We start from the raw sequence: 25,376 nt of genomic DNA on the forward strand, positions 1-25,376 counted from the left end.
GATGGCACTGCAAAAACCGCAGACGAACTTTGCCGCTTATATTGACGGAGAGTCGGAAGCACAAAAATTGATCAACACGCTGGCCGATGAAATCGTAGGTGCTGATATTCCCAGAGTAGAGGGCGGGATTGACGCCAATCGCTGGGAGAAAGTCTACGAGGCTGAGCAAGATTACTGGGTAACCTACACCCCTAAAACTCGGCCTAATATCCAAGGGAAGTACCTTCATACGGATGGTAACTTGTATGACGTGGTTAAAATTCCTGACTACAGTAAACTTAAGTTTAAAGATGGAACACCAGCTGTTGAAGATGATGGTTATCTTCATGAAGTGAGTTCGGTATATTGGGATCAGATTGTCGAAGGTGATAGTCGTCCCACAGTTAGAGAAAAGGATTACGGTAATTACAAGACCGGCAGAAAGATTCAAGTTGTCCAGTTTTCTTATACGGATAAGACAGGGGCTAATATATTTGTAGACGTTCCTAATCAACTTGCTATTTTGGTTACAGACCTCACTAAACCTGATGGTGTTACTGCCTACATTGTAAAGCAGAAGCAAACGCTTAGTACGGGTGACGTAGTTTACTTGGACGACTGGAATGAGTTTGAGTTAGTTACGGAGCTTCCTGATGACTGGAACTACGGTCTTAAGACGGCATATCAGTGGGAGTATGTAAGATATTTTGACCGTTACGGAGATTGGACTTCTTTGAAATCTAGTATTGTGGAACCCGGTAAATCAAAATACACGTTTACTGAGCGTTATTATACTGCGGATCCCGTTCACGATGTGCCTTCTAGAGTAGTGATTAAGACTGCACCAACTGTACCAACAGGAATTCCTGTGCGAGAGTACTCTGTAATGTTGGAGCAACCAACTAATGATTGGAACTATATTAATATTTATTATGGTGAAGAATTTGAAGGTACAAACACAAGTGGAGATTCAACGACCACATACAGAGGAGCTTGTGATCCAGCTACGGTTAAACCGGGGTTAACGCCTACAGTTATAGATCAAGCCAAGGCACAAGCCATTTACGAGATGTGGAACACAGATACGATTGTCAAAACATTCATCCCACCGTCCACGAAGTGGAAGCTGGACTATGATGGCAAGACAGAGATCGTAAGTCCGGCAGCTCGCTTTTTCCACGGCAGACATTCTACCACGTCATGGTTGCCTAACAAAAAACGCAGACCGGATTACCTGGTAGCTTACACTTTATCGGTAAACAATGATCGAGTAGTTCTTGTTCTGGAAGGTGATCCTTCACCGAATATTCATAGCTATTATCGCAGTTTTGGATACATAGGCAAGATCGTTCCGTTCAATGATTACGACCATGGAGGAAACTTTGGTGTTACTGTTGGCATGGGTGATCTGCGAACAGATATGACAGGTTATACGAAAAATGATATTCTCACGGATCTTAATCCGGATATCTATGCCAAATACGGTGAGTACACTTCAAATGGTATGGACTCCATGTCCATGTTGAAGACACGCAGTAATGTCTTGTTCCAGCGGTATTACCCGGCATTTATTTCGCATCTTCCGAACTATCCTTCTGTGGGTAAACTTCCCCCGGGCCTCTCGAAATTGATTGTAGATACGGACGGGTTCCAGAAATCTCTCTGGACAGGAAAGTATCACGCAAGCCCAATCTACCTTGTGCATCAGGCAGAAGGATATCGGGGTTATATGGACGGTGTAGTTGCGATATACGACCATAATTTGGTCAATCGCGATGAATTAATCGTAGATACAGAAATTCTGAAAGATCCTTCCAAACCTGCGTTGGGTACATGGACAGAGGTTTACAAGTTTTTTAGTATCAAGAGTCCGTTGAATCTATTCAAGCATTCCCCATCACCAGATGTAATTACGATTGCATTTTTGAAAGAGATAAAATAAGGAGGATTACATAATGGCAAATTTTAAATATGTAGAAACAATCACCACTTCACAGGACGTGTTGACAAAACTGAAAGAGGAAGTAACAGGGTTTAAGAGTTTCCCATTTGAATCCACTGCAGGCGAGTCTCAGGAACAAAATCTGTGGGAAGTATTTTACGAAGAAAAGGACAGTAATGACCGTATTCAGGAACTTATTCTTCGCGGGATCATGACCATTGGAACACAAGCAACACCGATTACTAAACAGTTCTATGTAAGTTTCATCAATCACGCTCTGGTACCGCGCGTCGTTGCACCTGTTCCAGCCTATGAGGAGCATAGTACGTTGACTGTTCAGTTGCTTGAAGGATTCGAAGGCAGCGAACCAACTACACTACCAGTTACCACTCGCCCTACATTCAAGCTAACAGGACATCCGGTACTCTACCAATGGGCACTGGAAAACTACACACCAACGGATCGGAATAAAGAAAAACCTGTATACATGTATGTAAATGTCATGAACAATCGTTTGGCGATGGTTCTCGTTGCGGACCCAGCAGTAAACTTCCTTGATTACAAAAAATCCTTCCTGTATGCAGGTGCATTGAAACCGTTCAAATACAACCTGAATGACGTAGACGGAAACGTAATGCTGACAGCTGGAGCAGTAATCGAAGAACCAGATATCTCTCAGATTGCAACAACAGGAACGTATTACTACGGTCAATATACTTCTGCAGGTAACAACACACTTCAGATGTTGAAAACCAAATCAGGTATTGAATTCCAGCAGCACTATCCTTCCTTTATTACTCAAGCTCCACCGAAGGGGAAAGCTTATCAAGATCCGGAGTTGGGGGATACGGGGTTGGAACTGGAGCCTCAAGGCTTTCAAGCGTCCAAATGGACATCCAAATATCACTTGTCTCCGATCTACGTGGTTCACCCTTACGAGGGCTACCGCGGTCAATTCGATAACTGCATCGCGGTTACGAAGCATAATATCCTTCATCTAGATGAGTTAATTATTGATGTGGAAGGCAAGTCTTGGGACCAAGAGGTGTATCGTTACTTTGATACCGATACGACACAGAATTTCATGAATCTGTCTGCCAACCAACGCATGGGTGTGGCTATTCTGAAGGAAGTCCGTTATACGGCGTAAGTTAAACTGAATCAAAGCTGAGTCGTATAGATTCAGTGAGAGGGAACTTTCTGAGACTCCACTCAGGGGTTCCCTTTTTTTAGTTGGAAGGGGGCAGTGACGTGAGTCAAGTAGTCAATAAGTTTGATTTCACCGTTATAGATTACACGACAACTCAGTACGGTTACCTGTTTACAGTCGGAACTACAGGAAGCAGGCCTGAGGATTATCGATTTATATATATGCCTTACAGCCGGTATCCAAGTGTCCTGATGCTTGATTTTTACATGGCAAGATCGATCTCTCATGGATTTAATCATCAACTTGTGGAAGCGATTCGCAAGGATCTGGAAGGAGAAGAACGATTTATTGTTCTAAGTGATGCTGAACAGGATAAAGAAGGACTTTTACACAGTTCCATGGAAGGATCGAGCTCAGCTACCAAGCAAGGTGATGTCATGGAATTTTCGTTTGAAATGCAGCGGTCTGCTTTAATTGAAGCTTTGGAGATGGATCATCATGATGAAGGCCACAGGCCCGGAGGATTAAAGGATTCATTCATTCATGAAGATGTGTCAGAGGGCTGGCGCGTAGATAACGACAAAGAGCTGAAGATTGTCCGTAATTTGGGTCTAACTCGTAACTTTGTGAAGAACTTGGATAAGCTGGAGCCTGGAAAAATCAGTTTCAGGGTTAGTGAATTTGGGATGATTGCGGATTATGCAGATAGTGCAGAGCAAGATAGCAGTTCTGAACTGGTGATTAAACAATTGATACACTCTGTTCGAAACGATAAACCAGATATGGACGTGGCAGAAGTTTTCGAGAATGTGGAGAAGATCATTGGACGATCCACACAAAATGAATTTTTGTTAGAAGCTATTCAAGACCACTTCAGAAGTACAGAACTTGAGAGAAGTCTCCATTCCCGGAAAGTAAGCAAACAAGATGTGGAAATTCTATATCAGGACCTGTTAGGTTTACGTGATGATCATAAAGAAACATTTGCTGAACAAGCTACCATGATTGGGAAAAGGGTAGATAATCATCAGCAATTATCCATTTTCTCTGATATGTCGACTGCTTATATTCGTAGATTTCAGGAAATAAAGTATATGCACCTTGATCGGACGTTGCCGTTAGCCCAAAGAGTGGATAACATTTCACAATTGACACTCATGCATACACTGGGAACAGCTGTGCGAGCAACAACGTTTGGTGGAACGACTACAGGCAAAATTGTTCAAGCAATGAGAGACAACGAAGAGAATATGTTTCTTTCACAACTGAATCATGCTACGAGGGTTATTAAGAATGAAATGACAACTCACGAGAATGTACTTGCCAAACTGAAGGTTCGTCAGTATCCGACTGTTCTACATACCGAAATGAGAAGTACGCGAGAAGTCAACAAGCAACTTTACTTTCATGATGATCTCAGTCAAAGCAGCCGTGACCAACATCGAAATGCGTTAGTCTTTCGTCCGAGTGATACCCTGTGGCATCCGCTCCAAGCTCACAGAATTATAGACAAACATCCAGCAACTACAGCATCCGGTATCATTTTGGCATCCAGAGATATAGGGACTATTACGGATGTGGAAAGGCAATTTCCTTGGGCTGTTCGGGATCAAGCGGAAGATATGAACGTCATGGGTGATCTGACTACGGGGCAAAGAGTTTATTTGGAGAAAATGTATATTGAGCATGAGCGTCCTAAGGCACAACGGATTTATGTGGTTCATAGTGAGGTGGACCGTCATGCAGAACAGGCTTATCGTGAAAGTTCGGAGCACGGTTTTGTTTTCAGAGATTTGCAGGAGAGCAGAAGAATCAGTAAGGTTCCTGGGTATGTGGAGAGGGAAAGTAGGTTAGGCAAACGAGTGACTGCAGAGGCTCTTGAAATACTCAACAAGCATTCACTTGGTGAAAGGGAAAGCAAGTTCGATAGCTATATTGAGGACAAGTTCCATACTGCAAAAACAGAAAAAAGGAATTTGTTCATCCCGAACAGCGAAGAAGGTGCAGAAAGAAAAGCATCCTTTGAAAGTTATACGGCTGGTTCAACAACGGCAGAAAGAGCCTTGGCTCATGATTTGTGGTTACCTGAGTCTGAGGACCATTTGGCTGACAAAGAATTATTACGTTCTACCATGCTCGAAAAGCTAAATTCGTATGGAAAGAACGACGAACAGAAGCATGTACATCTGACTGAGAAACCACTTGTATCACATAGAGATCGTAAAAAGCTACATCTGGAAACGATCCTTCAATCCATCCGAGATCGTAGTCGCCCAACCATGATTCGGGATGAGCTTTTGGACAAATTGGTTGGTGGAGGATGGTTGGGGAATAAAGCCTACCCTGGATATCTGGACGAGGAATTTATCGTAGGGGAGATCTTGGAGAACAGCCCGGCAGTCATTCTGGAAATGATGATGGAAGCTGTGAATAATGCAGACGCTTCGGTTTATTTTGATGAACCGTTTTTGGCTGGGGTTAGAGAGCGGGTAGATGCGTTAATCGATTGTGGGATCTTAGCAGCTGACAAAGAAGGAAGTAGATCAGGCATCATTTCCTTCAATTTCGAAGGTGCGAAGGAATCTCAGCTTGGTGATATAGGGACGGAACTCGCAGAAGCATCCAAAGATTTGAGCATAACAGTACTTGAGGATGAATCTCGATCGGCTGAACTGAACAGACGTAATTCTACTCTAGAGACAGACGTTTTCGAGGGAGTGAAAGTAAAGGAAGATCAGCATGGCGAAATTACGGAAGTCATTTACGGCGCAGATTTTAATGCAAGACCGGCTATTATTGAGTTTGAAGATTCATTAGGTTACCTGAATCCTGGAGGGGGATTATTCCCGGATGACCCAGCGTATGAAGGAAGTCAAGTTGAACGCAGAGGACAAACCTTTGATGAGTACGGGATAGGCGCAAAATATAAACGGGACGGAATGGCTCTCGACCATCATATCGTGAGTTCCAACATGAACCGTGAGAGTGTGATTCATACCGAATTTAATATGGGCGGGGTTTCCCGGTATCGATATGGAATAATTGATGATGAATACACCATGGGTGGCACGAACTTGCGCCAGATGCTTTTGAACAGCGAATATGCTATTGGAACGTCAAAGACTCGTGTGGGATACTCGTATGAACAACAACTTATGGCTACTAATCCAATAAGAGAAGGTTTAATCAGTGGTGAGTACTCCATAGGAACAGCCAAGATCAGACAGTTGTATTTGAATGAGAGCTATTCTATTGGCATGATTGAACCACGTCAGGCAGCTATTGATATAGATTACTCACTGGCGACTTTGGAATGGAGATCTGCGCTGCTCAGCGAGGATTATTCCATAAGCAGCTCGAAATATCGAGATGGAGTAGCTGAGATTGGATATACGCTTGGTTCATCGTGGGCAAGAGAAGGTGCGATGGATATTGAGTTTAACGAAGGTATGCGGCAAGCTTGGGAATCCACGTTGGTAAATATTACACCTGAAGCGATTAGGGTAGATCGATATGGATCGGTGCAAGATGAGATATCTCTAGCCACTACTGTAATGAAATCTGCGAATCTTGACGATATGTTGACGGCTCATTCAATCATGCGCAAAGGACAATTGAACGTTGAAATCATTTCGGATAACATGAACAGATTATCTCTCATGCTTGAAGATAACCATTCTACAAGAATCGTGAAAGAGGCATCAGTCCATGAGATTGAGAGTGAAGTTGTCAAGGTACGCTTGAGTGAATTGCATGGTGAGGGTTGGTACGGTGGTAAAGTTATCAGAGATACTGACTTGGTCGAACTGATCTATGATTCGATAAAGAGTAAAAAGGATTCAGCACTGGATCATGATGTGATCCTTGGCTACAAGCATATTCATGATGCTTACCATCATGAGACAACTGATAGCACGATTGAAAAGATTGCTAAACTTGAAGAACAACTGATAGCGGATAAACCGCAATATGGTTACCTTGACCTCACGCTACCACTAGGAGGTACAAATCTGAAATATGCTGATGTTCCAGTGGAATCCGTGGGTGGGACGGGGCTCAGTTATGGAGATATACCTGTAGAGATTGTTGGCGGAACGAATCTGAAATACGGTGATGTTCCAGTTGAGATTGTTGGTGGAACAAACTTGAAGTATGGAGCAACAGAGATTGTACTTTCAGCGGACAAACCCCAGTACGGTAATATGGAAGAGAATCTTCTCGCTGACAAACCGCAATATGGATATTTGGAAGAGAACATGTATGGTCTGAAAAATGCCAAAGATTCCACTATTGATGAGCAAATTCATGCGTTTAAAAACGGTAATGAAGCTGATTTGATCCAAACGCTTGAGTTAAATAAAGAGGATAGGTCAGCATTCCTGCATGACAACCTTTTGGGGGTAAAAGCTGAAAGATGGGCGCATACCCATGAGACGATCAATGATGTAGTGAAACTGCGAAATGGATCGCTGGATCAGGACATGTTCTACGGAAACAAGGAATTTAATGAATCCATTTTGGACATGGAACTGGTTGGCTTCCAATATAAACAGCAAGACCTGATCCAAAGCGAATATGCTTACCTTAAAACGAGAGACGTTCATATTGAAGATAATTCGTTCATGAGCTCCAGAAGTTCTTATGACGCTTATAACCATCAATTGGATTCTGGAATGAACTTGTTAAGAAGCACGACTCTGGATTGGGAGCAATTCGCAGCGGAGAAAATAGATCGATATGGTCATTCACATGAAATGGAAAGTGGCGTTGGGGGTGAGCGAGCTGGTGAGCATTTTGATGGGATATATGGTACCACACTCCAGAGGTTTGCTTTCTCCAGTGAGGAGTTAAGTTACGGAAATAGTCTTCCATACACAAGTTACATTGTTAATGACAGCGAGAGCTTTGGCAGTAAGTTAATAGACCCGGGTTATCTTAGTGAAGATGATTTTGAAGGGATAACTGTGGAACGTGAATCCAGTATAGCAAGAGAGTTGCCGACTGGTATAGCGAACGCCAGATTGTCTGAAATTGAGGATCCTGATTCTCTCATGGCTTCATTTGAAGAACGCTGTTCTCAAGTCATCACAGGTTTTATTTTCGCTGAAAGACCTGAGAAACGAGCAGAGTATCTGGAACAGTTGCACGCGTTCCTTCCCGAGAGAACAGCTCATCTTATGGAAATGTATCACGAAGCTAAGATGGAACCGCGTGAGAGTTTCACACTGAATGATCATCCGGTGGCTGAACGTGAATCCGCTGATGCTTACATTCCAATGATGGATACCATGGCACAGGGTCTCATATTCGATTACTCGGAAGATCTGCTCGATCGAGGGATGGATCCTGAAGATTGGGAAGGGGGATTGGGTGTTCCAGAGGACTATGATCCGAATGATCCGTTTAATGTGTACTATCCGTATTCAAAGGATATGGATGCGCTGGAATTATCCCAGTCAGACGATTGGACTAAATTCGGTCAAGGCGATTGGGATCGGGATCCATTGCTTGGAAAGTTTTATTCCAAGGCAGATACAAAGGACATCAGTGGATGGTACCGCAATAATTTCCTGGCTGAGACGTATAAGTTCTCCATTGATTTCAAGGTGGATACAAGTACGGATGGGAATGGCGCAGGAATTATTTTCAAATACTTCGATGAAAATAATTATTGGATGTTTATGGTTCACGGAGGAGATAGCGATAACAGTCTGGATATGAGAACGCCGATGCAGCTATATAAAATCGTTGCTGGCAATCCAACTGCAGTGGGTTCTCCGATGCAACCCTTTAAATGGGAGAAGGAAAAATGGTATACATTGTCCGTGTCGGTCATGAAAAATAAACTCCAGATCTACACAGATTCGAAATTGCAATATGATCTGACGGGCACCGATTAACTCGGTGCTCTTTTTGTCGTATAGAGAGATTGGGAGGTGATTGGTATGGGTCATACATTTGGTTTGTTCTCCAAGTCACAGAAAGGTGTATTGTTCGCGAATATGAGAGCGAAGATTGCGGACGAAAGTTACGGCAACCCCAATAACCCTGCGTATTTACCGCAGAGTCCCAATGCACCGAGGAGTGAAACGGACCGGCATGGCGAAGAAAATAATCCTATTCTGGGTGATCCAGGCTACGGTCAGATAGGACGATGGCAGACGGTTCAATTGGATGCACTGGAAAATAGTATTGATCAAATCATTGAGCAATATCTGAAAGATAAGTCGTGGTATGCGAGTGTACGCTGCCGTGAAGCACTGTGGAATATGTATCGCAGGATTGAATGGTGGGTAGAACAACAGCAGCCTCCAGATAAAACACAATATCAGCGAGTACTGCAGATGATTAAAGATTGTATTCACAAGATTCTTGAAAATGCTCAGAAGCCTGGCGGTAGTCATCATGGTGTATCATTGCCCGTTTGTCCGGCACCCTACTACCATCATTTTAGTGGGAATTACTTTAATCATTTTGATGCAACCGTATATGAGATTCCGCTCTTTTCAATGAAAAAGGACGTCCCGTTCTCGAATAAATTCCCTGATTTCTTCAGATATGTATCATCGACGGAGGATCAGGAATGGGTAGCTGTCCACTCCGTAGGCCGAAATGAACAATCTGGATCAGAGATGATCTTAAAACTGGATTTAGGGCTTCTGGAGATTGGCAACTCATCCAAAATTACATTTAACTGGCGTGTGAAGCGTTATGGACAGATCAGGTTCAAGTACCTGGCTAGTGCCAAGCGCGGTAATGGCATGCTGTTCTATATTAATGGGCAGCAAGTTGGGGGCGAATGGAGCGAGAATAGCGGATGGCAAGAAGCTGCATTTACGTTGCAACCAGGACAGATGTACAAGTTCGACTGGTTAATCCGCAAAATGAGACCCGAAGTATGGCAGAACAATGGTATTTATATCAAGGATGTTGAAGTCGTTGAGATTGTGGATACACGCAAGCCGCCTGCGCCTCTGGATATTGATCTGGATGGGGAACAAAGTGATAGTGATTGGTATGTAAAGTCATCACAAAGCATTGCACAAGCCCACTTTCAAGCTCAGTTCATTACAGATGAAGAGCGAAGTAAGACGATGAAAATGAATTTGGATAATGAATGTGATGGTACAGTTTCTTTTGCTTACTACATGGGAGTAGACAAAGAATCTTATCCAACTAAAGATTATGAATTGTTTTTTGATGACACTTTTGAATCCAGAACTCAGCATGGAGAAAGCAGGCATGGTAGTCACGCTCAATCTGTACACGGTATGGAGTGGAATCTCAATGAGGAATTTTCCGAAACAACAGCTAATCAAGCCAAAATTGAATACGAAATTATAACAGGTCCTGAGGCGACTGTAGATTTAAGAGGTGTAGTTGAAGTTATATGTCCAACGTATGAAATTGATCATTGGGAACCATCGCTCCATAGCCAAAGCATTAGAAATTATCAGTGGCAGATGTCGGGCAACCCACCATGGGTAAGATCAGGAAATGTATTAAGACTGGATGAACCTATAGAAGGGGATATGATTGCTCAAACCGAAGTGAACTTGCAAGAAGAGGGTTGGTTTTTGTTTAGTTATTCTCATCAATTACGAGCTACGGAATCGTTCGAGGTGACTGTAAATGGCATGCTTGAATACTATTCAACGATGCATAGCCAGGGGGAGCAGATACGAATTCCGCTAGAGGAAGGTTTAAATATTATCCAATTCTGTATTCGAGATTATTACACTGAGCAGCCTTTCATCGATAACATAGAAAAATTATTCACGTACGGGAACAATACTGGCAATACATATCGAACTGTAACTGATTTAGGTTCGTACGTTGATGTGACACGTGGATGGGATGTAACAGATGCAGGTGCTAGAACTGAAAAAAATGGTGATACCATTCGATATAATGCAGAGTTAAATCCTGGAGCTAAGTTTAGCATTCAAGAGCATATGCGTATCTATCCAGCAATGGACTCGTCATACGATCCAGACAAGGGGGTAACAAGAGATTTTAACGTTTTTGAAGAATTGTTTAATGAGGAAGGCAAGTATCATGAAGCATTGAGGTTCTCTGGAAATTGGGTGTGGAAAAAAATTGTGAACGGTGATGGGGTCATGTGGGCACAGGGGCATGATCAGGATTTTATATGTGATTTTGAAGCTCATTTAGATAATGCTGGTTACATCTGTTGGCAGTATGGAGGGCAATTTGATCCGGGAGAAAAATTGGAACTACAAATTGATGGTATCTCTGTATGGACAGGGAGTCAGTCGAATGACAGAGAAGGGACCAATTGTATGTATCCTCTACCTTCGGGGAATCATCAATTCCGATGGAGATACCGTGACGGTAAAAAATATACGCCAGGTAACGGAGAAGGTGTTTCGGAAGATTCTACTGGACCAGGTACGGGAACTGATCAGCAAGGCGATACAACGAAAGATCCATATGGAGTGAAGTGTTACACAGGAGATTCAAAAACGAATAACATCCAGTACGCACAAAAATCATATGGAGGGCATTCGCCACGTGCTGCTAAGTTTGATGCAATCAATAGAGGTGAAGTTTACTCATCCTCTGGTCAAGCGTACGCATTGGGTGTTACTAAACAAAATTCGACAATTGTTCGTACGTTTACTGCCCCTAAGATTGGAAGTTTCAATTACTCTGAATTGTTGACAGTCTATCCAGTAACAAAGAGAAGAGTCTTTGTGAAAAGAGAACTAAATAATAAGAGTGCTCAATATGATCGTGCTGAGACTATTAACAAATCAAATGGTACAGTGGACTATTACTCATTGGATGTTTCTGGAAACAACCCTCAAAGTCCTGAATATAGTTTATTTGGTCCAGATACCAAGAAGATAACTTTTGAATTCTATTGTGTTGAATCATTTGATATTAAATTTAAATATTTGTGTTACCTGTTGCAAGATTCAATTCAAGCCGGGCGACTTAGGGTTGCTTATTATCCTAAAGATAAAGCAAGTCAAGCGGTAACAATTCTTGATTGTAACGATAATTATGGAGATCAAAAAGGATATAATAGCAAAAGTATTGATGAAACAAAATGGAAAAAAGCAGAAAAGTTTTCTATTCCAATTACAGTTGAGAAACCTGGAAAATATACATTAATTATAGGTCTTACTGATACTTATAATGGGCGTGAAAGAGGAAAAGAAGGTAATTACTATTATGCAGCCATAAAAGACCTTGTGGTTCGCACGGATGATCCTGATGGTGTGAATCAAAATAAACTGTTAAATCCAGTCTTAGTGGATCGAACAACTTATGTGAATGTGCAGTGGTTTGATTTAACAGACGAAAAAAACAAATTTAATCCGATTAAAATATCCGTTGAAAATGGTCAAAAAGTTAGCGATCACATTAACAGCCCTTACTCATTAATACCCGGGCACAAATATAAAGTGGTTTACACACTTATTAAAGATAAAACCTCAACCCACGCGACAGGTCTTGATGCAGGTGGATTTACATTAAGTGAAGGTAGTTTTTCCGAGAGATGGCCTAACTACTGTATTGATGCAAGTGGAAACATGTTCCCTGAAGGCAATTCTCCTCACCCAGGCCAAGAGCCATCGAATCCACCAGACACGACAACACCAGATGGTGGGAGTCATGCTTGGCTAGATGTTATTCGTCTATACAAGAATAACAACAGAGCGTGTTCTGGCACAAAGATTGTCATTGAAATTTTTGAGGATGGCCAATTAATACTTCCAATAAAAGAAGTAACAAATGAAGATGACCAAATCATTTCAGTTGAAGTCGAGAATACCTCAAATCAGAAAAAAAATTACGAGGTTCGCGTTCGATTCGAGAGAGGATGCCCGGGAGATGGAGCGATGATCTGGGGAGGGAAACTGAATATTGATGATATTATCAAAGTTGATCCATCCTGGGCTGAGGTGACTCACTTTGAAGTTTGGAATAATAAACCGATCTGGATGGGCGGCTGCGATAACAGTAATATGCGCGTAAAAATTACACGTGAGGACGGAAAAGTGTTATGGGATGAAAAGTATTACGGGGATGGGTATCGTGGCTTCGAACTGAATGATCTGGCTCCCAAGCCATATAGCAAGTATAAGGTGGAGATTACAACAGATCAGAAGGGGCAAATCAGCGATTGGACAGGAAAACGATATCTGACCACCTTCCGGGTGCACGACTTCAAAGCCTACGAACGATGGGTATGGGTGCCTGAGCCGTTTGATTGTCAACTGGACTTCTTCATTGACGATGAGCTTATCAAAACATTCACCCAAGAGGGTGGATACTATACATTTTCACATCCAGTGCCCAAAGGCAAACATGAGTTCAAATGGGTGTTCACCTCACTTCAGGAAGTGGGTACGCGTAGTTACGAATATGCTAATCTGGACTGGATGGAGCTGACCAACTGGATATGTGATGATGTCTATATCATTCCTTACTGCGAAGGTGGTGGTGGAGATAAGTGTGTTGAAGCACTTATTAAATGTTTGCTGGAAGTTTGGAAAGCAAGGCCCAAGATGTGTTTGATCGGTAAACGCATCTGGCTATTCACGTAAAGAAAGGAGGTTCTGTATGGGTGTTGTGAGGTTGAAAGAGTCAGGCAGGATTTATGAGGATGCGTTCGTAAGCTCCAACCTGGATTCCAAATGGGAAGTACTCCCTAACGATGCTACTCGCTATGAAGCGGGTAGTGGCAGCCTGGTACTCAAACATGGTCAAGATCCGCTGTATATGTTCTATAAACCTCTGACAGATATGAAGCAATTCGTCATGGATGTGAAGAACAGTTACAATCCCGATACAGAGGGATGTTACGGTGGAGTTATCGTGTTTGTAGACGAACATAACTACATGGAGATTGAAGAGTTTTTGGATATGTCCTTGCCAACGCCTTTGCTGAAGACATACCCGTGGATACGTTTGATTCGAGATTACAACTATTATACGGCGTATTGGTCAGATGATGGGGTGATTTGGAACATTATTGGTTCTGTAGAACTGGTGGGAGCTCCTAAAATTGGTCTCTATCTGAAGGGTGAAGGGGATCACCCCATGCATGTTCAGTATATTCGAATTAACAAAGGAACATCTATTGCCGTAGACAATCTAACCAAAGGAACTGTGGTTGATCTAATCGATCAGAATGGTGTTGTGCTTGAGTCCAGGGTATGCCGATCTGAAGAAACGGTAGTACATTTTAACATGGATCCATATCCATATCCGTTTGAGGGTAATTTCGGGATTAGGCTTCCGGATGGAAATCGGTTTCAGGCGATGGATTCTATAAAGGTATACAAGGGAGACCTCATGTATTTTGAGGTTACACCAGATTTATATTACAAAGAATCGAATCCTGAAACTGGAGAAGATTTCGATGTGCTTCTTTATCCCAACACGGATAGGTTTCTAGGCTATTTAACCGCAGGTGGTTCTGCTGCACAAGAAGTTCGAATGTTTGCCAAGAACCCCATGATATCAGGAGACTTTAAAAATGTAACCTTTGCGCTCACAAGCGGGACGGATAAAGTGCAGATTGCGCCAGATGTTGAAGGCATTCCTGGGTCCTTCAGCTTCTCCATCACCGCGTTTACTATTTTGCCAGGAGCGTCCTATCCATTCTGGCTGCGAATGGATAGGGAAGAATCTCAAGACAGGTATGCTTCCCAAGTCAAATTTTCGCTACAGATGTATTCGACATACATATGACTTAATAATATTGGAGTAATTACGTATAAATCATGTAAGGCATGAATGGAGGTGGTCAAATGTCAGTAAGAATTAACCAGTCTCATAGATCATCCACCAAGAGTCATAAGGAATTAAGTGATACTGGGGTCCTTACGCATGATGAGATTGATTCCTATCTTGCAGAGTTGGATGAAGCCAGAGGGACTGCGCTTAGTCTAGGTGATCGAATCACACTCGTAGAAGAATCTGCACACGATAGCCGAGATGCAGTAAAAGATCATGAGCAGAGACTAGGCGATGTCGAGACTAAGGTTACTTCAAACAGCTCACGATTGGATGATGTTCAGCAGGATATTCTGACGGCAAGAGCAGATGTCAACACCCTTTCCAAAAGTCAGGATGACCACGAGAAGAGATTGAGCCTGGCTGAGACGGAAATGAAAGAAGCACGTGGAGCAGAGGCATCCATAGATCATCGATTTGACACGTTGGAGAGAGCGCTTGAAGTTGTAGCGAAGCAACCCATTCAGGATCTCAGTGTTACCAACCCCACGTACCTAGATACTAATAACAGTGTTCAAGTTACGATTAATGCAGGACGAGCCAGTATCAACAAGGTTATTGTGGATCAATTTACCCAGACATTCAGCATTCCAGACATTGAAGCCAATACGACATATTATATTTTCCTTCATGAAAATGGGCAGTACTCTTACAGTTCAGATCAAAAAGAGCCCAAGGATGCCATGCTCATTGGTGGACTCGATGTCGGAGTTTCTCCAACAACTTCACTCACGGCTTTAGATTTCAGGTATTTCTTAACAAAGGGTTCTATTGAAAATGATATGTCTGCATTGGGAATTCGTGTAGATGATCTGGAAAAAAACGTTGGTGAGCAAACCACAACAATTGCTACACATCATGCGGCGATCAAAGCGATGGAAGCCCAATTGGAAGCAACTGCTGAAGAACTTGTGGTTTCAAGAGAAGATAAAAACGGAGTCGTCTATGATGCTCTCAAAGACAGACTCGACAACATGCAGAGCCGTCTTGAACTCGCTGAGAGTCGAGGAACTATGGAGCATCAATCCGTATTTCATTTCACATCTGCTCCTAACAACAGGTTGTCGACGACTAGAGATTTTCAAGTGCCCAGATATGTGATCGGTTCAAATTCCGCAGAGGTATTTCTGGATGGAATACGCATGGATGCAGGAGACGATTACATTGAATATAATGATACGCTTATACGGTTTACTTTTGATGTGCCCAAGGAAGCTCGGGTAACGGTCATTGGTCGTGGGTCTATTATTAACACCACTTCGGTAACCGAATATACCTATTATCCAGATGGAAAAGTACATACGGAGAAGATTGATGGAGGGATTAACCGCACCATTGAGCACTTCTATAGCCCGGATGGAAATCTGGAACGACAGGAGGTTACCGAGAGTAACGGACAGATCAAGTCCATTGAGTATCAGCGTGACATTACGGGTAAAGTACTGCGCGAAATCAACAATGGTGCAGAGTATTATGTGCTTCAAGGAGGTGCTACCTTCGATGACACGGACATCCGGAGGAGACTTGTCTTTCTTGAAGGAAGTACACTTGAGCTGGATGTCGTGTATAACTACTTCTCAAATGGTGACATTGAGTCAGAAGAAGTGTTCTCAGTAGATTTGACCCCACAGCTATTGAAGAAAACATCGTTTACTTACAATGTAGATGGTACCGTTAAGACTGAGACCTTGATCTATGACGGCCAGGGAGTTCAGAAGGCATTTGAATACGATGCTAGCGGTAACATCAAACAAGTGAAAATTAGAAAGGTTGTGATTTGACGTGACGAGGACCGTGCAGGATGTGAAGTTTGCACTACATACCATTATGGATAAATTAGTGGGCAATCACTTAGAGCCATTCAGTACAGAGGAAATTGAAATCCTGATCTTTGCTTTTGAAAGCAATATCCTGTTTGATAATGTGGCTCATAAGTTTCTGCCTTCACTCAGAGGGCTACCTGAAATTTATGAGGCTGCTAGTAGTGGTGTGGAATCAGAGGATGGAGCTGAGGATAAAGAGCAGTCTTATCAAGAGAATCTCATAACAGAGAGAAGCGACATGGTGAAATCAATTCTGTTAACCGTACTTAAAGAGAACATCTTTCACGAAATGAAAATCCGATTTGGTGCCTAAGGAGGTGAGGTAGTTGGCTGAAAATATTTTATTAGGTGCCCTGCGTCGGTATGAGTTTTACTCGTACTGTTCAACGTTTATTAAGACCCTGTACGACACAGTAACACAGGATTTGTATGGCGATGTCCACTGGGAGTGGTCTTATAGTAACACTAATACGTATGCTCAACCTAAGTCTTGGAACACAGGCAAGATTGGGGTAGCCAATATGGGTACAATTACTGCCATGAATGTAAAAGATCCAAGTATGTTCTTTACAATTTGCATGAATTCTTCCTCATATAACTATGATAACAATAATAGTTATGGAGCCATGTCCAAGAACTATGTTCTAAGGACGGGTCTTAAAAATAATGGTTCGAGCGTAGTAGCTGATCTTTATACCACCTTGGGATCTATTTCAGAAATTCCATTTCATACGATGGATGCTGCTTCTGTTTATAATTATTCTCATAGTAGTGTAAACACCGCAGTTAATATCTACTGGAAGTGGAGTCTATTTATCACAGAGAACTATATATTTCTCTTTGGTGAACCTCAGACAAACTTAAATCTAGCATATCCTTTCCGTATGTATCTTGGAAGAGTAAAACCATTCGAAGAAGAGGATCCATTGATTGCTAACGATAATGTCGGTATTTTCTCTCATTTTCCGCACGGTTTAATCGATAACGATGATGAACTTAAATATCGAACAGGGCGCGGTTACATGCGTTCTTCACGTAATGGAACGCCAAATGCATTATATCACTTTGCAACGAGTTCACAAGTACCTTCACCCGGTTTAGGCGGGAGATTTTTCATCTCACCATTTTACGTCTGGCATGAAACAGAAGGTGCCAGAGGTGAATTTCAAGGTATAAGAACTGCGGTACTCAAGGATGCCAGTAAGTATCCCGATGGATCAATCTTAGATTTGGGCGATGAAAGATATTATGTCTTCCATGCATTCGACCAAGCTCATCCTGCTACGAATCAGCAGTTTTATGCAACAAACGGTACCGCGTATGCAGGTCAACCCTACTTCTTCGATTCACCGTTACTCCTCGGTGGTGGACAGCGGGTGTTGCTTTTCGAAATTGAGAAGGAGGTGTAGGGCGTGACTATGATTCGCAGACACGAGTTTACCAGTACGCTAAGCTTATTTACTTCAACGCTTGTTAACACCTTGAAGGATGCACTCGATCCTTACTGGGATACCATACATACGACCGAAACAACCTATGCCAACTGGGGAAATGCGCTGCTTACCAATAAAAAAAATACATCCATGCGTTTTACCATGTGTGTATGGGCGCATGCAAGAGGAGTCAACATTCGTTGGGGGCTGAAGAACCTCGGAAGCAATGTGGCATCACCAGATCTATTCGTCAATCCGCCAGTAGACACGGATAAATTCATGTTGGAAACTCCCTTTTTGTGTCATAACGGACAGTACAATGTGAACTATAAATGGTCTGTAATTACGAATGAGGATATCCTGTTTATCCACGGAGAGAGTCTGAACTATCCGGAAAGAGCTTACCCGGTACGAATATTCCTTGGTAAATGCCAGCCATTAGAGCAAGAAGACCCGGCGATTGCCAATAAATTTTATGGGGTTTTCCCACATATGCCTTTATCCGCTTCGGATAACAACACATCAGATCAATATGATACACCGAGAGGTGTCGTGATGACTTCACGGAATGGAACGGAGTATGCACTGTACAATTTTGGAACTGAGTCGATTCCTTCTCCAGGTGTGGGTTCCAGATACTATGTTACGCCTTTCATGGTCTATCATCCATCTGAAGGAGCTAGGGGTGAATTCAAGGGTATGCGTTCCATTGTTTTTAAAAACAGTGCGCAGCACCCCGATGGATCGATCCTGGATCTTGGCAATGATGGCAAGTATTACGTGTTTCATGTGGTAGATCAGGATTATCCGAATACAGACTATGGACGTTATTACCACAATTCGAACCTGGCTCCTGTGTATTCAAGACCGAAGTTCTTCCATGGTGCCAGACTGCTTGGTGGCGGGCAAAGAGCGTTACTTTTCCAAATATAGGAGGTGTTTATGAGGGATGGCTAATTTCACAGGCAAAGTTAAGATGAATGAATTATTCGCGAATATTGTTCAAGGTTTTAAAACGATTGCGGGATCTCCCTGGTCCATTTTTTACGAGACAGCGAGTGTGATCGTGCTGAAATCGGTGGGCACAACGGGTTCAGATAAACTGTTTTTCAGACTTGAGGTTGGAAACACGAAGGAAACTACGGGAAACAAATTGACCGTGAGTGTGGCTGAAGATGTGATGGCAACTGATGGTAGTATTCCTTTGGGCAGAGCCGAAGTGAAAAAGGACTTTCTATGTCATACGAGTGCCGTTGATACGAATCTATTAATCGATTACCAAGTTTCAGTACAACCAAACCGGATTATTATGTATTTGCAGGGGGATGTGAACTCGGTTACCGGTATATCCAATTTGGGTTACTTCGGAATTCTGAACAGGTATGCCACAGAGACAGATTCCTCGAGTTTGAGTGTTGGCCTCAGCTACAATGGGGATAATGGTATCCGGACGTTGCGTGATAAAGATAAACAGATGGTGAATAACATTTATGATGCCTACTCTGCCATGCTTCCTGTTAATCCAGGGTGGGGGTCTCTTTATCATCTTGCTCCGGTTATTATGTGTAATGGTGTGGAAGGTCCTAGAGGCGAGCTTATTGATATCTATGCGGTACCTTCTGCCGGAGTTTCCCATGGAGATGAGATCAAAGTGGGCACTAAAACATATAAGGTATACTCGCTGTCAATTGGTGGACAGAGCTTCTTATCAGGAGCTACGGTTGCTGTCCTGATGAATTAAGGTGGTGATGGACATGGCTATACATCAAGGGAAAGTTGTAGGGACCGCCGAGAGCGGTTCTCTCTATACCCAGAGTAAGGCGGCAGTTCTCCATGGCATTGGATACGATCTTGATGTTGTTCCAGTAACCATTGAAGGTAAGGAAATAGTCTATTCATTAGGAACGTTATCCACTACGGCTGAATTAATTGACATCTACCGTTGGGGTACATGGAGGATGCTGGACAACCATAATGATCAATTGATTGGATACGTTACGGATAAATATATTTATGGGCCACGAACCAGAGTGGGAGTTCCTGATGAAAAAAATATGATACTAAAGCATAAATTTTTGACCCAGTCCAGTGGAGTAGGTTTAATTCGTGATACCATAAGAGGCCTCAAAGTGAAACAAAATTATGCGGGGCTCGATTGGTGTATTAAGGTCAAGATTCCTGTCCAACAGGCTGGGTTAGTGGGGAAAACGTGGGGGGATTGGTCCTACACCGGAAGTGGCAACACATCTGACAGTCATCTTCGTCCACGACGGTATCCGGATACACATATTCCTAGAAGGAGGGAAGGCTCTTGAACAGGACATGGAAACTGATGGAGGAGATGAGAAAAGTGCTATTGCCGGTATCGTTTGCCCAAAGAGTAGAGTATGTTGGCGGTGGGGCGAAGGCAATGATTGATATTCCCATGGAACATCCTCGATTCATGATCAAAACGATTAGGGTCATTCCGTCCAGAGAGACGAATGTGGAAGTTCATGTTTTGAACAGTGCAGGTCCACATCCAGAGGTTCTCTATTTCAACAATGCCCAATACTCGACGGGAAATTTTATGGAAGGGATTTACGATATGATCGATTTGCCATATGAGGACGTAGATGGGACTTCAACACTTCACTTGTCGTTAAAAAATCTGGGTACAGATGTGGCCAACTTCGATATTGAGGTCGTTGGTTTGACTACAAGGTGAAAGGAGGACCACCACATGGATATTGTTTCATACAGCAAAGCTGCCAAAGTAGAACGTGAAGTTAAACAAGCCAGGGATTCTTATGCCTCCCTTGATGGCAGACTGGACGCAGTGTCAGTAGGAAACGTGGTCTCGGTCAGACTGAAAACAGAACTTCCAACCGTAGGTGAAGCAGGAAGATTATATCTGGTACGCCAAGACTCAAGCAATCAAAATGAATCAACGACCTATACATACAGCGGTGGGAAATATGTAAAGGTGGGTGGTGATCGAGTTTCGAACCATCCTGAGAATGGAACGATTAATCTTAATGGTACCAAAACGGTGATCTATAGCCATCCGGATACACACAGTGCTGATATGTTAACAGATGGAAGTCATAACGTTATCATGACTCTGAACGAACGTGAAAAGTTGTCCAACATCGAGCTTGAGGCCAATCATTACACACATCCTGACACACACAGTGCCGATATGATCAGCGATGGAGAAACACATGTGAGCATGACCTGGGGTGAACGAAAACGCCTGAATGTCATTGATCCGTGGGAATCGATCAGTGATTTGGTAGATTATACGGATGTAGTTACATATTTTGCTTTTGACATGCAGGGAAGAGTTATTCGACAAGTCGTTACAGACAACTACACCGAGCAGCTGGTTAGAGAACCTGTACTTACCATGCCGGCTTCTCCAGAAGGTTATGCACAGGATGATTCCTTCTTGGTCATTTCGATTGGTGAGATATATCGATATGATGGTCTGGACTTCGTGCAGCTTCCTACTTTGGTTGATGTCATCTATCAGTATGATGATGAGGGAAGATTGGTGGCCAAGTCCATCACCAGGTTGGGAACAACACCTGTTCAAACTAACTTCCAATATATACATGACTCATACGGCAATCGTATAGCGGTTAAGAAATACTAATACGGAAGGATAGCATATGCTGTCCTTTTTTTTCTTTTAACAACGAAATAGTTTGTGTATCCTACATCTGCATTAACAATTAGCTGATCAAGGCGTATAGAGAAAGTAGTATGAGAACGTAATTATTCCGGGAGGTAGTGTACGATGAATATTGAACTTACTGCTCATTTCTATTTCAAGGGAAGTGGGAAGAAAAAGACGGTGAACTGGATGGAAGATAATCCTAGATTACAACAGAAAGAGAAAGATTCGGATAAGGTCGTACGTGAGATCCCGTTAACTGCGGATGAGGTTAAGCAAGAATATCGCCGACTTTTCACCAAACACAAGAACGAGGGGAAATCAATCACGTTGGAAGATACAGACGATGTGGTTCATATCATTGATCTTACCGATGTGCGAAATATTGAATTGACCTCTAAGGAGGGGAATGCAGATGCTGTACAGGCTGACCTTTGCACTGAATGATGAGGAAATTGTCACTACCGAGATGACCTCCGATAAGGAGGATCTGGTTGGAGCAACGGAAGAAGCGTTCGATTTGATCGAAAGAGACTATGGTGCTAATGTCGTTTTGAACCTGGTTGCGTTTAGCATGCTCAAAATAGAGCTCACCAATGAAATGATAAATTAAGCGTTTAAGCTAACTAATGTTAGCTTTTCAGCACTAACTGCTAATTTATTTGAATAATTATAAAATATAGTTAATAAAGTGATATACCCCAAGCCTAGTTCTGGGGTCTATTCCTTTTTCATGAAAAGTTGATAGTGACTTGATTTAATGCATCCATTGAAACTTGTCTTGTACAAGCAGTTTTGATTAAACTAGGTTGAATTCATATGTTCAGGGGCAGTAGAAGGGGTCAGGATGATTGGCAAGGAGGGATGGGACATTGAGATAAAAGACTTGGAAAGAGAGCTCGCAAAGTTGGCATCTAGAATAAGAAAAGATTTTACTGAACGCGGGCCGGTAGATACCAGAGTCTCTATCATGAATCATTTTATCATCTTAAAGTTTACAGCAAAATTCACCAAGCCTGAAGCATTCATGCTGGAACATATGCAATCACACTCAAGTCAAATTTTCGCCGAATACAAGATGAAGCTAGCACATAGGATGAGAGAAGATTTCAACCCCGTTTTCTCCTATATTAACATGGGTCTGAAGATCGAAGACATCGAAACAACATTTTTTGGTCATGATTTTGCAGAGCAGATTACAGTCTTCAAGATGAACAAGGATGTTGAAGTGCTGCTGAAAAATGATGAGATAAACATGCCTTAAGGCCTATGAAATAACGTTTGAATACTGGACTGGTTCTTAGGAACTGATTTTTTTGTTGACAATATCCTACATATTTCCTTATACTACCCTTATGGCGATTGAATAGAGTAATAATCTTGACGAAGCCTATAACCTTGTTAAAGAACTTGAAGGCCATATCTTCGGTAATTGGGACGAAATAGATGTCAGACCAAGACCGACACATTCCACCATTTTGGTATTTTCCAGTGGTGCGCTCTGTGTTGGTCTTTTTGTTTGTAAAAATGCTGCTTTACCTTTCACCGTATACTTCGTATATAGTCAGTAAAAGGCATATAAGCGAACGAAATAAATAAATGTTGCGAACATTAGTTCGTATTTGTTATTCTGAATGTAATAGGATGGGAATGGGGAGGCGGATCAAAGGGAGATTTCTTGATCGTTTGTATGTAATTAGGCTTATTAGCTTCAATTCTGTGTAAATAAGACTACATAAGGTATATGAGATTTCGGGAGCAATAGCGGGAATATAGAGTAAGATCATGCTGGATAGCGACTAGATTGTGAAGAAAGAATACGAACTACTAATAATTAAATAGTTAATGGGGGAAATGTATAATGTCTGCTACAACTGCTATGGGTTTTGATGATTTATTTGAGATTGGGGATATAGACATGTTCCTGAATAAAGCTCAGGAGAAGTGTCGTCACAAGCTTAGAGGTAAAACGTTTGCCGGGATGGAGAAAGAAGATGTGACCCAGGAGATTATGATCAAATTAGTTAACTCCCTGGATAAGTATGATGCAGAAAAAGCCAAAATGTCGACGTTTGTTGATCATCTTATCGAAAATAAAATCAAGGACATGTACCGCAAGTGCATGTCTGAGAAAAATCTCAGTGTGGTTAACGCTGTACAGATCATGTGTACGGATCAGGGTGGTGGGGATGAATCGGAAGGCTCAGATATCGCCTTAGCGCTTGGTCATGCTGGGTTTGCTTATGAGAATTTTGAGTTTGTAACAGATATTATGGAAAATATGAGGCTGAACGAACGTGAGAAACAAATCTTTAAGCTTCGGACTTCGGGGTATGAATTTGTAGAGATTGCAGGAATGCTAGGTGTATCCAAGGCACGTATATCCCAGTTATGGAAAGCGATTCGTGAGAAATACGAAGCATTGTAGTCATAAGTGGCAATTAATAGCCTAAGTTTGATGAAGATAGATCAGTAACCTACATAGAACAGAGAGAGCACCCTTAACTGGGTGCTTTTTTATGTCGTATAGAGAGATTAGTACAGAAAGAAAGGCGGAACAAGGATGCTTAGTGTGGTGGTTTTAGGATTTTCTGTGGAACGTCTAGAGGGGTATTCGGATATCGCTTGGGCAAGTCATGATTCTTCGACAGCTTCTGATTTAAGCAACAGGGAGTATGCCTTGATCATTGAGAAAGTAGTGGTACAGGCTGATGCTGTCTTGGTTAATCTGGATATGGATCATTTGACATCTACTGATATTGTGATCATGCATCATGCTTATATACAAAAAAAACCGATCTTGGGTGTGGGTTTCAGGCCATTGGAGCCTGTCATCGAAGACTTTGTCTCCAAACGAGTGGCTGATCTGAGCGTGGCTGTACACCATATGCGGACGAACTATATGATCCTAAGCAGCGGTACCAATACTTCATCTGCGGCTCCAATTTAACTGCCGCTCCGATAATACGTATAGAGAATGTAAGGGTAACAATATTCGCTAGACTTTAACTAATGGAGGAATAATTCGATGACACATATGATCAAAGCAAAAGATGATAAATTAACGGAAGAAATCGTAGCCAGTATGATTGGAAAGTATATCCACGCGCCGACCAATATGCATGAAATCCAGACGCCAACCGGCGCAACAACGAAAGCCAACGTTTGGTTTGCTGGTAGTGTAGCTGGTTACGAAAAAGCCGTTATTGGATTCAACTACGAAGAGGGTACCTTTCATGAAGAACTACAAACATTTTATAACGTTCATTTAACGGATGGTATGGGATACATTCTGACAAGTGCTTACGAATTGGAGATTCATGAACTGACCGAAGAGGAGTTTAATCAACTCATTGAAGAGAAAAAGGAAGAGGAACAAGACTCATCTGGTGAAGAGCAATGAAGGTGTTAAACTACGCCTCTGATTTAGCTGTAAAAACGTTTGTGTCAGCTAGCGCTGCAGGTGTGGAAGAATTAATCAACGCATGGATGTTATCCAAACCACACACGTTCGTTACCGGACTGGAGTTTACCTCCACCGTTGATCCATCCAGCAGCACGTTGGAATTTGCAGCAATCATCGTATATCAGCCAAGTGAACAAGACCAATCCTAAC

At 42.3% G+C, this 25,376-nt stretch carries 20 protein-coding genes; all 20 read left to right on the top strand.

Annotated features, from left to right (window positions below; translation table 11 throughout):
* The first annotated feature begins 1 nt into the window (after position 1).
* Entirely contained in the window at positions 2–1,921 is a 1,920-nt protein-coding gene (locus J7E78_RS09530; RefSeq protein WP_215075955.1) for a hypothetical protein, read from the top strand.
* A gap of 13 nt (positions 1,922–1,934) precedes the next feature.
* A complete protein-coding gene (locus tag J7E78_RS09535; protein ID WP_215075956.1) occupies positions 1,935–3,071 on the top strand; it encodes a hypothetical protein in 1,137 nt (378 codons plus the stop codon).
* 101 nt (positions 3,072–3,172) lie between these two features.
* Positions 3,173–8,971 (top strand): hypothetical protein, encoded by a 5,799-nt coding sequence (locus J7E78_RS09540; RefSeq protein ID WP_215075957.1) that lies wholly within the window; start codon positions 3,173–3,175, stop codon positions 8,969–8,971.
* Between the two features lie 45 nt (positions 8,972–9,016).
* The gene (locus J7E78_RS09545) at positions 9,017–13,651 is read left to right on the top strand and encodes a hypothetical protein (protein ID WP_215075958.1); all 4,635 of its coding nucleotides are present in this window, start codon (positions 9,017–9,019) and stop codon (positions 13,649–13,651) included.
* A 16-nt stretch (positions 13,652–13,667) separates the two neighbouring features.
* Positions 13,668–14,801, top strand: a complete 1,134-nt coding sequence (locus J7E78_RS09550) for a hypothetical protein (protein ID WP_215075959.1) — start codon at positions 13,668–13,670, stop codon at positions 14,799–14,801.
* A gap of 59 nt (positions 14,802–14,860) precedes the next feature.
* On the top strand, positions 14,861–16,627 hold the full coding sequence (locus J7E78_RS09555) for a hypothetical protein (RefSeq protein WP_215075960.1): 1,767 nt from the start codon (positions 14,861–14,863) through the stop codon (positions 16,625–16,627).
* A 22-nt stretch (positions 16,628–16,649) separates the two neighbouring features.
* A complete protein-coding gene (locus J7E78_RS09560; RefSeq protein ID WP_215075961.1) occupies positions 16,650–16,982 on the top strand; it encodes a hypothetical protein in 333 nt (110 codons plus the stop codon).
* Positions 16,983–16,995: 13 nt separating this feature from the next.
* On the top strand, positions 16,996–18,078 hold the full coding sequence (locus tag J7E78_RS09565; RefSeq protein WP_215075962.1) for a hypothetical protein: 1,083 nt from the start codon (positions 16,996–16,998) through the stop codon (positions 18,076–18,078).
* Between the two features lie 3 nt (positions 18,079–18,081).
* Entirely contained in the window at positions 18,082–19,035 is a 954-nt protein-coding gene (locus J7E78_RS09570; RefSeq protein WP_215075963.1) for a hypothetical protein, read from the top strand.
* A gap of 16 nt (positions 19,036–19,051) precedes the next feature.
* Positions 19,052–19,843, top strand: a complete 792-nt coding sequence (locus J7E78_RS09575; RefSeq protein ID WP_215075964.1) for a hypothetical protein — start codon at positions 19,052–19,054, stop codon at positions 19,841–19,843.
* Between the two features lie 13 nt (positions 19,844–19,856).
* The gene (locus J7E78_RS09580; RefSeq protein ID WP_215075965.1) at positions 19,857–20,417 is read left to right on the top strand and encodes a hypothetical protein; all 561 of its coding nucleotides are present in this window, start codon (positions 19,857–19,859) and stop codon (positions 20,415–20,417) included.
* Complete coding sequence (locus J7E78_RS09585) at positions 20,414–20,809, top strand: hypothetical protein (RefSeq protein ID WP_036672279.1); 396 nt, start codon at positions 20,414–20,416, stop codon at positions 20,807–20,809. The genes J7E78_RS09580 and J7E78_RS09585 overlap by 4 nt, the downstream gene beginning before the upstream one ends.
* A gap of 15 nt (positions 20,810–20,824) precedes the next feature.
* Positions 20,825–21,739 carry a hypothetical protein gene (locus tag J7E78_RS09590; RefSeq protein ID WP_215075966.1) on the top strand — a complete coding sequence of 305 codons (915 nt, stop codon included), beginning with the start codon at positions 20,825–20,827 and terminating at the stop codon, positions 21,737–21,739.
* A 144-nt stretch (positions 21,740–21,883) separates the two neighbouring features.
* The gene (locus tag J7E78_RS09595) at positions 21,884–22,207 is read left to right on the top strand and encodes a hypothetical protein (protein WP_215075967.1); all 324 of its coding nucleotides are present in this window, start codon (positions 21,884–21,886) and stop codon (positions 22,205–22,207) included.
* On the top strand, positions 22,176–22,373 hold the full coding sequence (locus tag J7E78_RS09600; protein ID WP_215075968.1) for a hypothetical protein: 198 nt from the start codon (positions 22,176–22,178) through the stop codon (positions 22,371–22,373). The genes J7E78_RS09595 and J7E78_RS09600 overlap by 32 nt, the downstream gene beginning before the upstream one ends.
* Before the next feature lie 234 nt (positions 22,374–22,607).
* Positions 22,608–23,024, top strand: coding sequence for a Na-translocating system protein MpsC family protein (locus tag J7E78_RS09605; RefSeq protein WP_127550957.1), 417 nt, complete (start codon positions 22,608–22,610; stop codon positions 23,022–23,024).
* A 597-nt stretch (positions 23,025–23,621) separates the two neighbouring features.
* On the top strand, positions 23,622–24,188 hold the full coding sequence (locus J7E78_RS09610; RefSeq protein ID WP_127550955.1) for a sigma-70 family RNA polymerase sigma factor: 567 nt from the start codon (positions 23,622–23,624) through the stop codon (positions 24,186–24,188).
* Positions 24,189–24,323: 135 nt separating this feature from the next.
* Positions 24,324–24,710, top strand: a complete 387-nt coding sequence (locus tag J7E78_RS09615) for a hypothetical protein (RefSeq protein ID WP_215075969.1) — start codon at positions 24,324–24,326, stop codon at positions 24,708–24,710.
* A gap of 78 nt (positions 24,711–24,788) precedes the next feature.
* Positions 24,789–25,163, top strand: a complete 375-nt coding sequence (locus J7E78_RS09620) for a hypothetical protein (RefSeq protein WP_215075970.1) — start codon at positions 24,789–24,791, stop codon at positions 25,161–25,163.
* Positions 25,160–25,375: a hypothetical protein gene (locus tag J7E78_RS09625; protein WP_215075971.1), complete on the top strand. Its 216-nt coding sequence runs from the start codon at positions 25,160–25,162 to the stop codon at positions 25,373–25,375. Before J7E78_RS09620 ends, J7E78_RS09625 begins: the two co-directional genes overlap by 4 nt.
* Position 25,376 lies beyond the last annotated feature (1 nt).

The organism is Paenibacillus polymyxa (genome assembly GCF_018614975.1).
GTDB classification, from domain to species: domain Bacteria; phylum Bacillota; class Bacilli; order Paenibacillales; family Paenibacillaceae; genus Paenibacillus; species Paenibacillus polymyxa_E.

Excerpts from the sequence above, each read along its gene's own strand:
- J7E78_RS09530 (WP_215075955.1), top strand. The coding sequence starts at position 2 with ATGGCACTGCAAAAACCGCAGACGAACTTTGCCGCTTATATTGACGGA.
- J7E78_RS09535 (WP_215075956.1), top strand. The coding sequence starts at position 1,935 with ATGGCAAATTTTAAATATGTAGAAACAATCACCACTTCACAGGACGTG.
- J7E78_RS09545 (WP_215075958.1), top strand. The coding sequence starts at position 9,017 with ATGGGTCATACATTTGGTTTGTTCTCCAAGTCACAGAAAGGTGTATTG.
- J7E78_RS09550 (WP_215075959.1), top strand. The coding sequence starts at position 13,668 with ATGGGTGTTGTGAGGTTGAAAGAGTCAGGCAGGATTTATGAGGATGCG.
- J7E78_RS09555 (WP_215075960.1), top strand. The coding sequence starts at position 14,861 with ATGTCAGTAAGAATTAACCAGTCTCATAGATCATCCACCAAGAGTCAT.
- J7E78_RS09575 (WP_215075964.1), top strand. The coding sequence starts at position 19,052 with ATGGCTAATTTCACAGGCAAAGTTAAGATGAATGAATTATTCGCGAAT.
- J7E78_RS09580 (WP_215075965.1), top strand. The coding sequence starts at position 19,857 with ATGGCTATACATCAAGGGAAAGTTGTAGGGACCGCCGAGAGCGGTTCT.
- J7E78_RS09590 (WP_215075966.1), top strand. The coding sequence starts at position 20,825 with ATGGATATTGTTTCATACAGCAAAGCTGCCAAAGTAGAACGTGAAGTT.
- J7E78_RS09595 (WP_215075967.1), top strand. The coding sequence starts at position 21,884 with ATGAATATTGAACTTACTGCTCATTTCTATTTCAAGGGAAGTGGGAAG.
- J7E78_RS09600 (WP_215075968.1), top strand. The coding sequence starts at position 22,176 with ATGCTGTACAGGCTGACCTTTGCACTGAATGATGAGGAAATTGTCACT.
- J7E78_RS09605 (WP_127550957.1), top strand. The coding sequence starts at position 22,608 with ATGATTGGCAAGGAGGGATGGGACATTGAGATAAAAGACTTGGAAAGA.
- J7E78_RS09610 (WP_127550955.1), top strand. The coding sequence starts at position 23,622 with ATGTCTGCTACAACTGCTATGGGTTTTGATGATTTATTTGAGATTGGG.
- J7E78_RS09615 (WP_215075969.1), top strand. The coding sequence starts at position 24,324 with ATGCTTAGTGTGGTGGTTTTAGGATTTTCTGTGGAACGTCTAGAGGGG.
- J7E78_RS09620 (WP_215075970.1), top strand. The coding sequence starts at position 24,789 with ATGACACATATGATCAAAGCAAAAGATGATAAATTAACGGAAGAAATC.
- J7E78_RS09625 (WP_215075971.1), top strand. The coding sequence starts at position 25,160 with ATGAAGGTGTTAAACTACGCCTCTGATTTAGCTGTAAAAACGTTTGTG.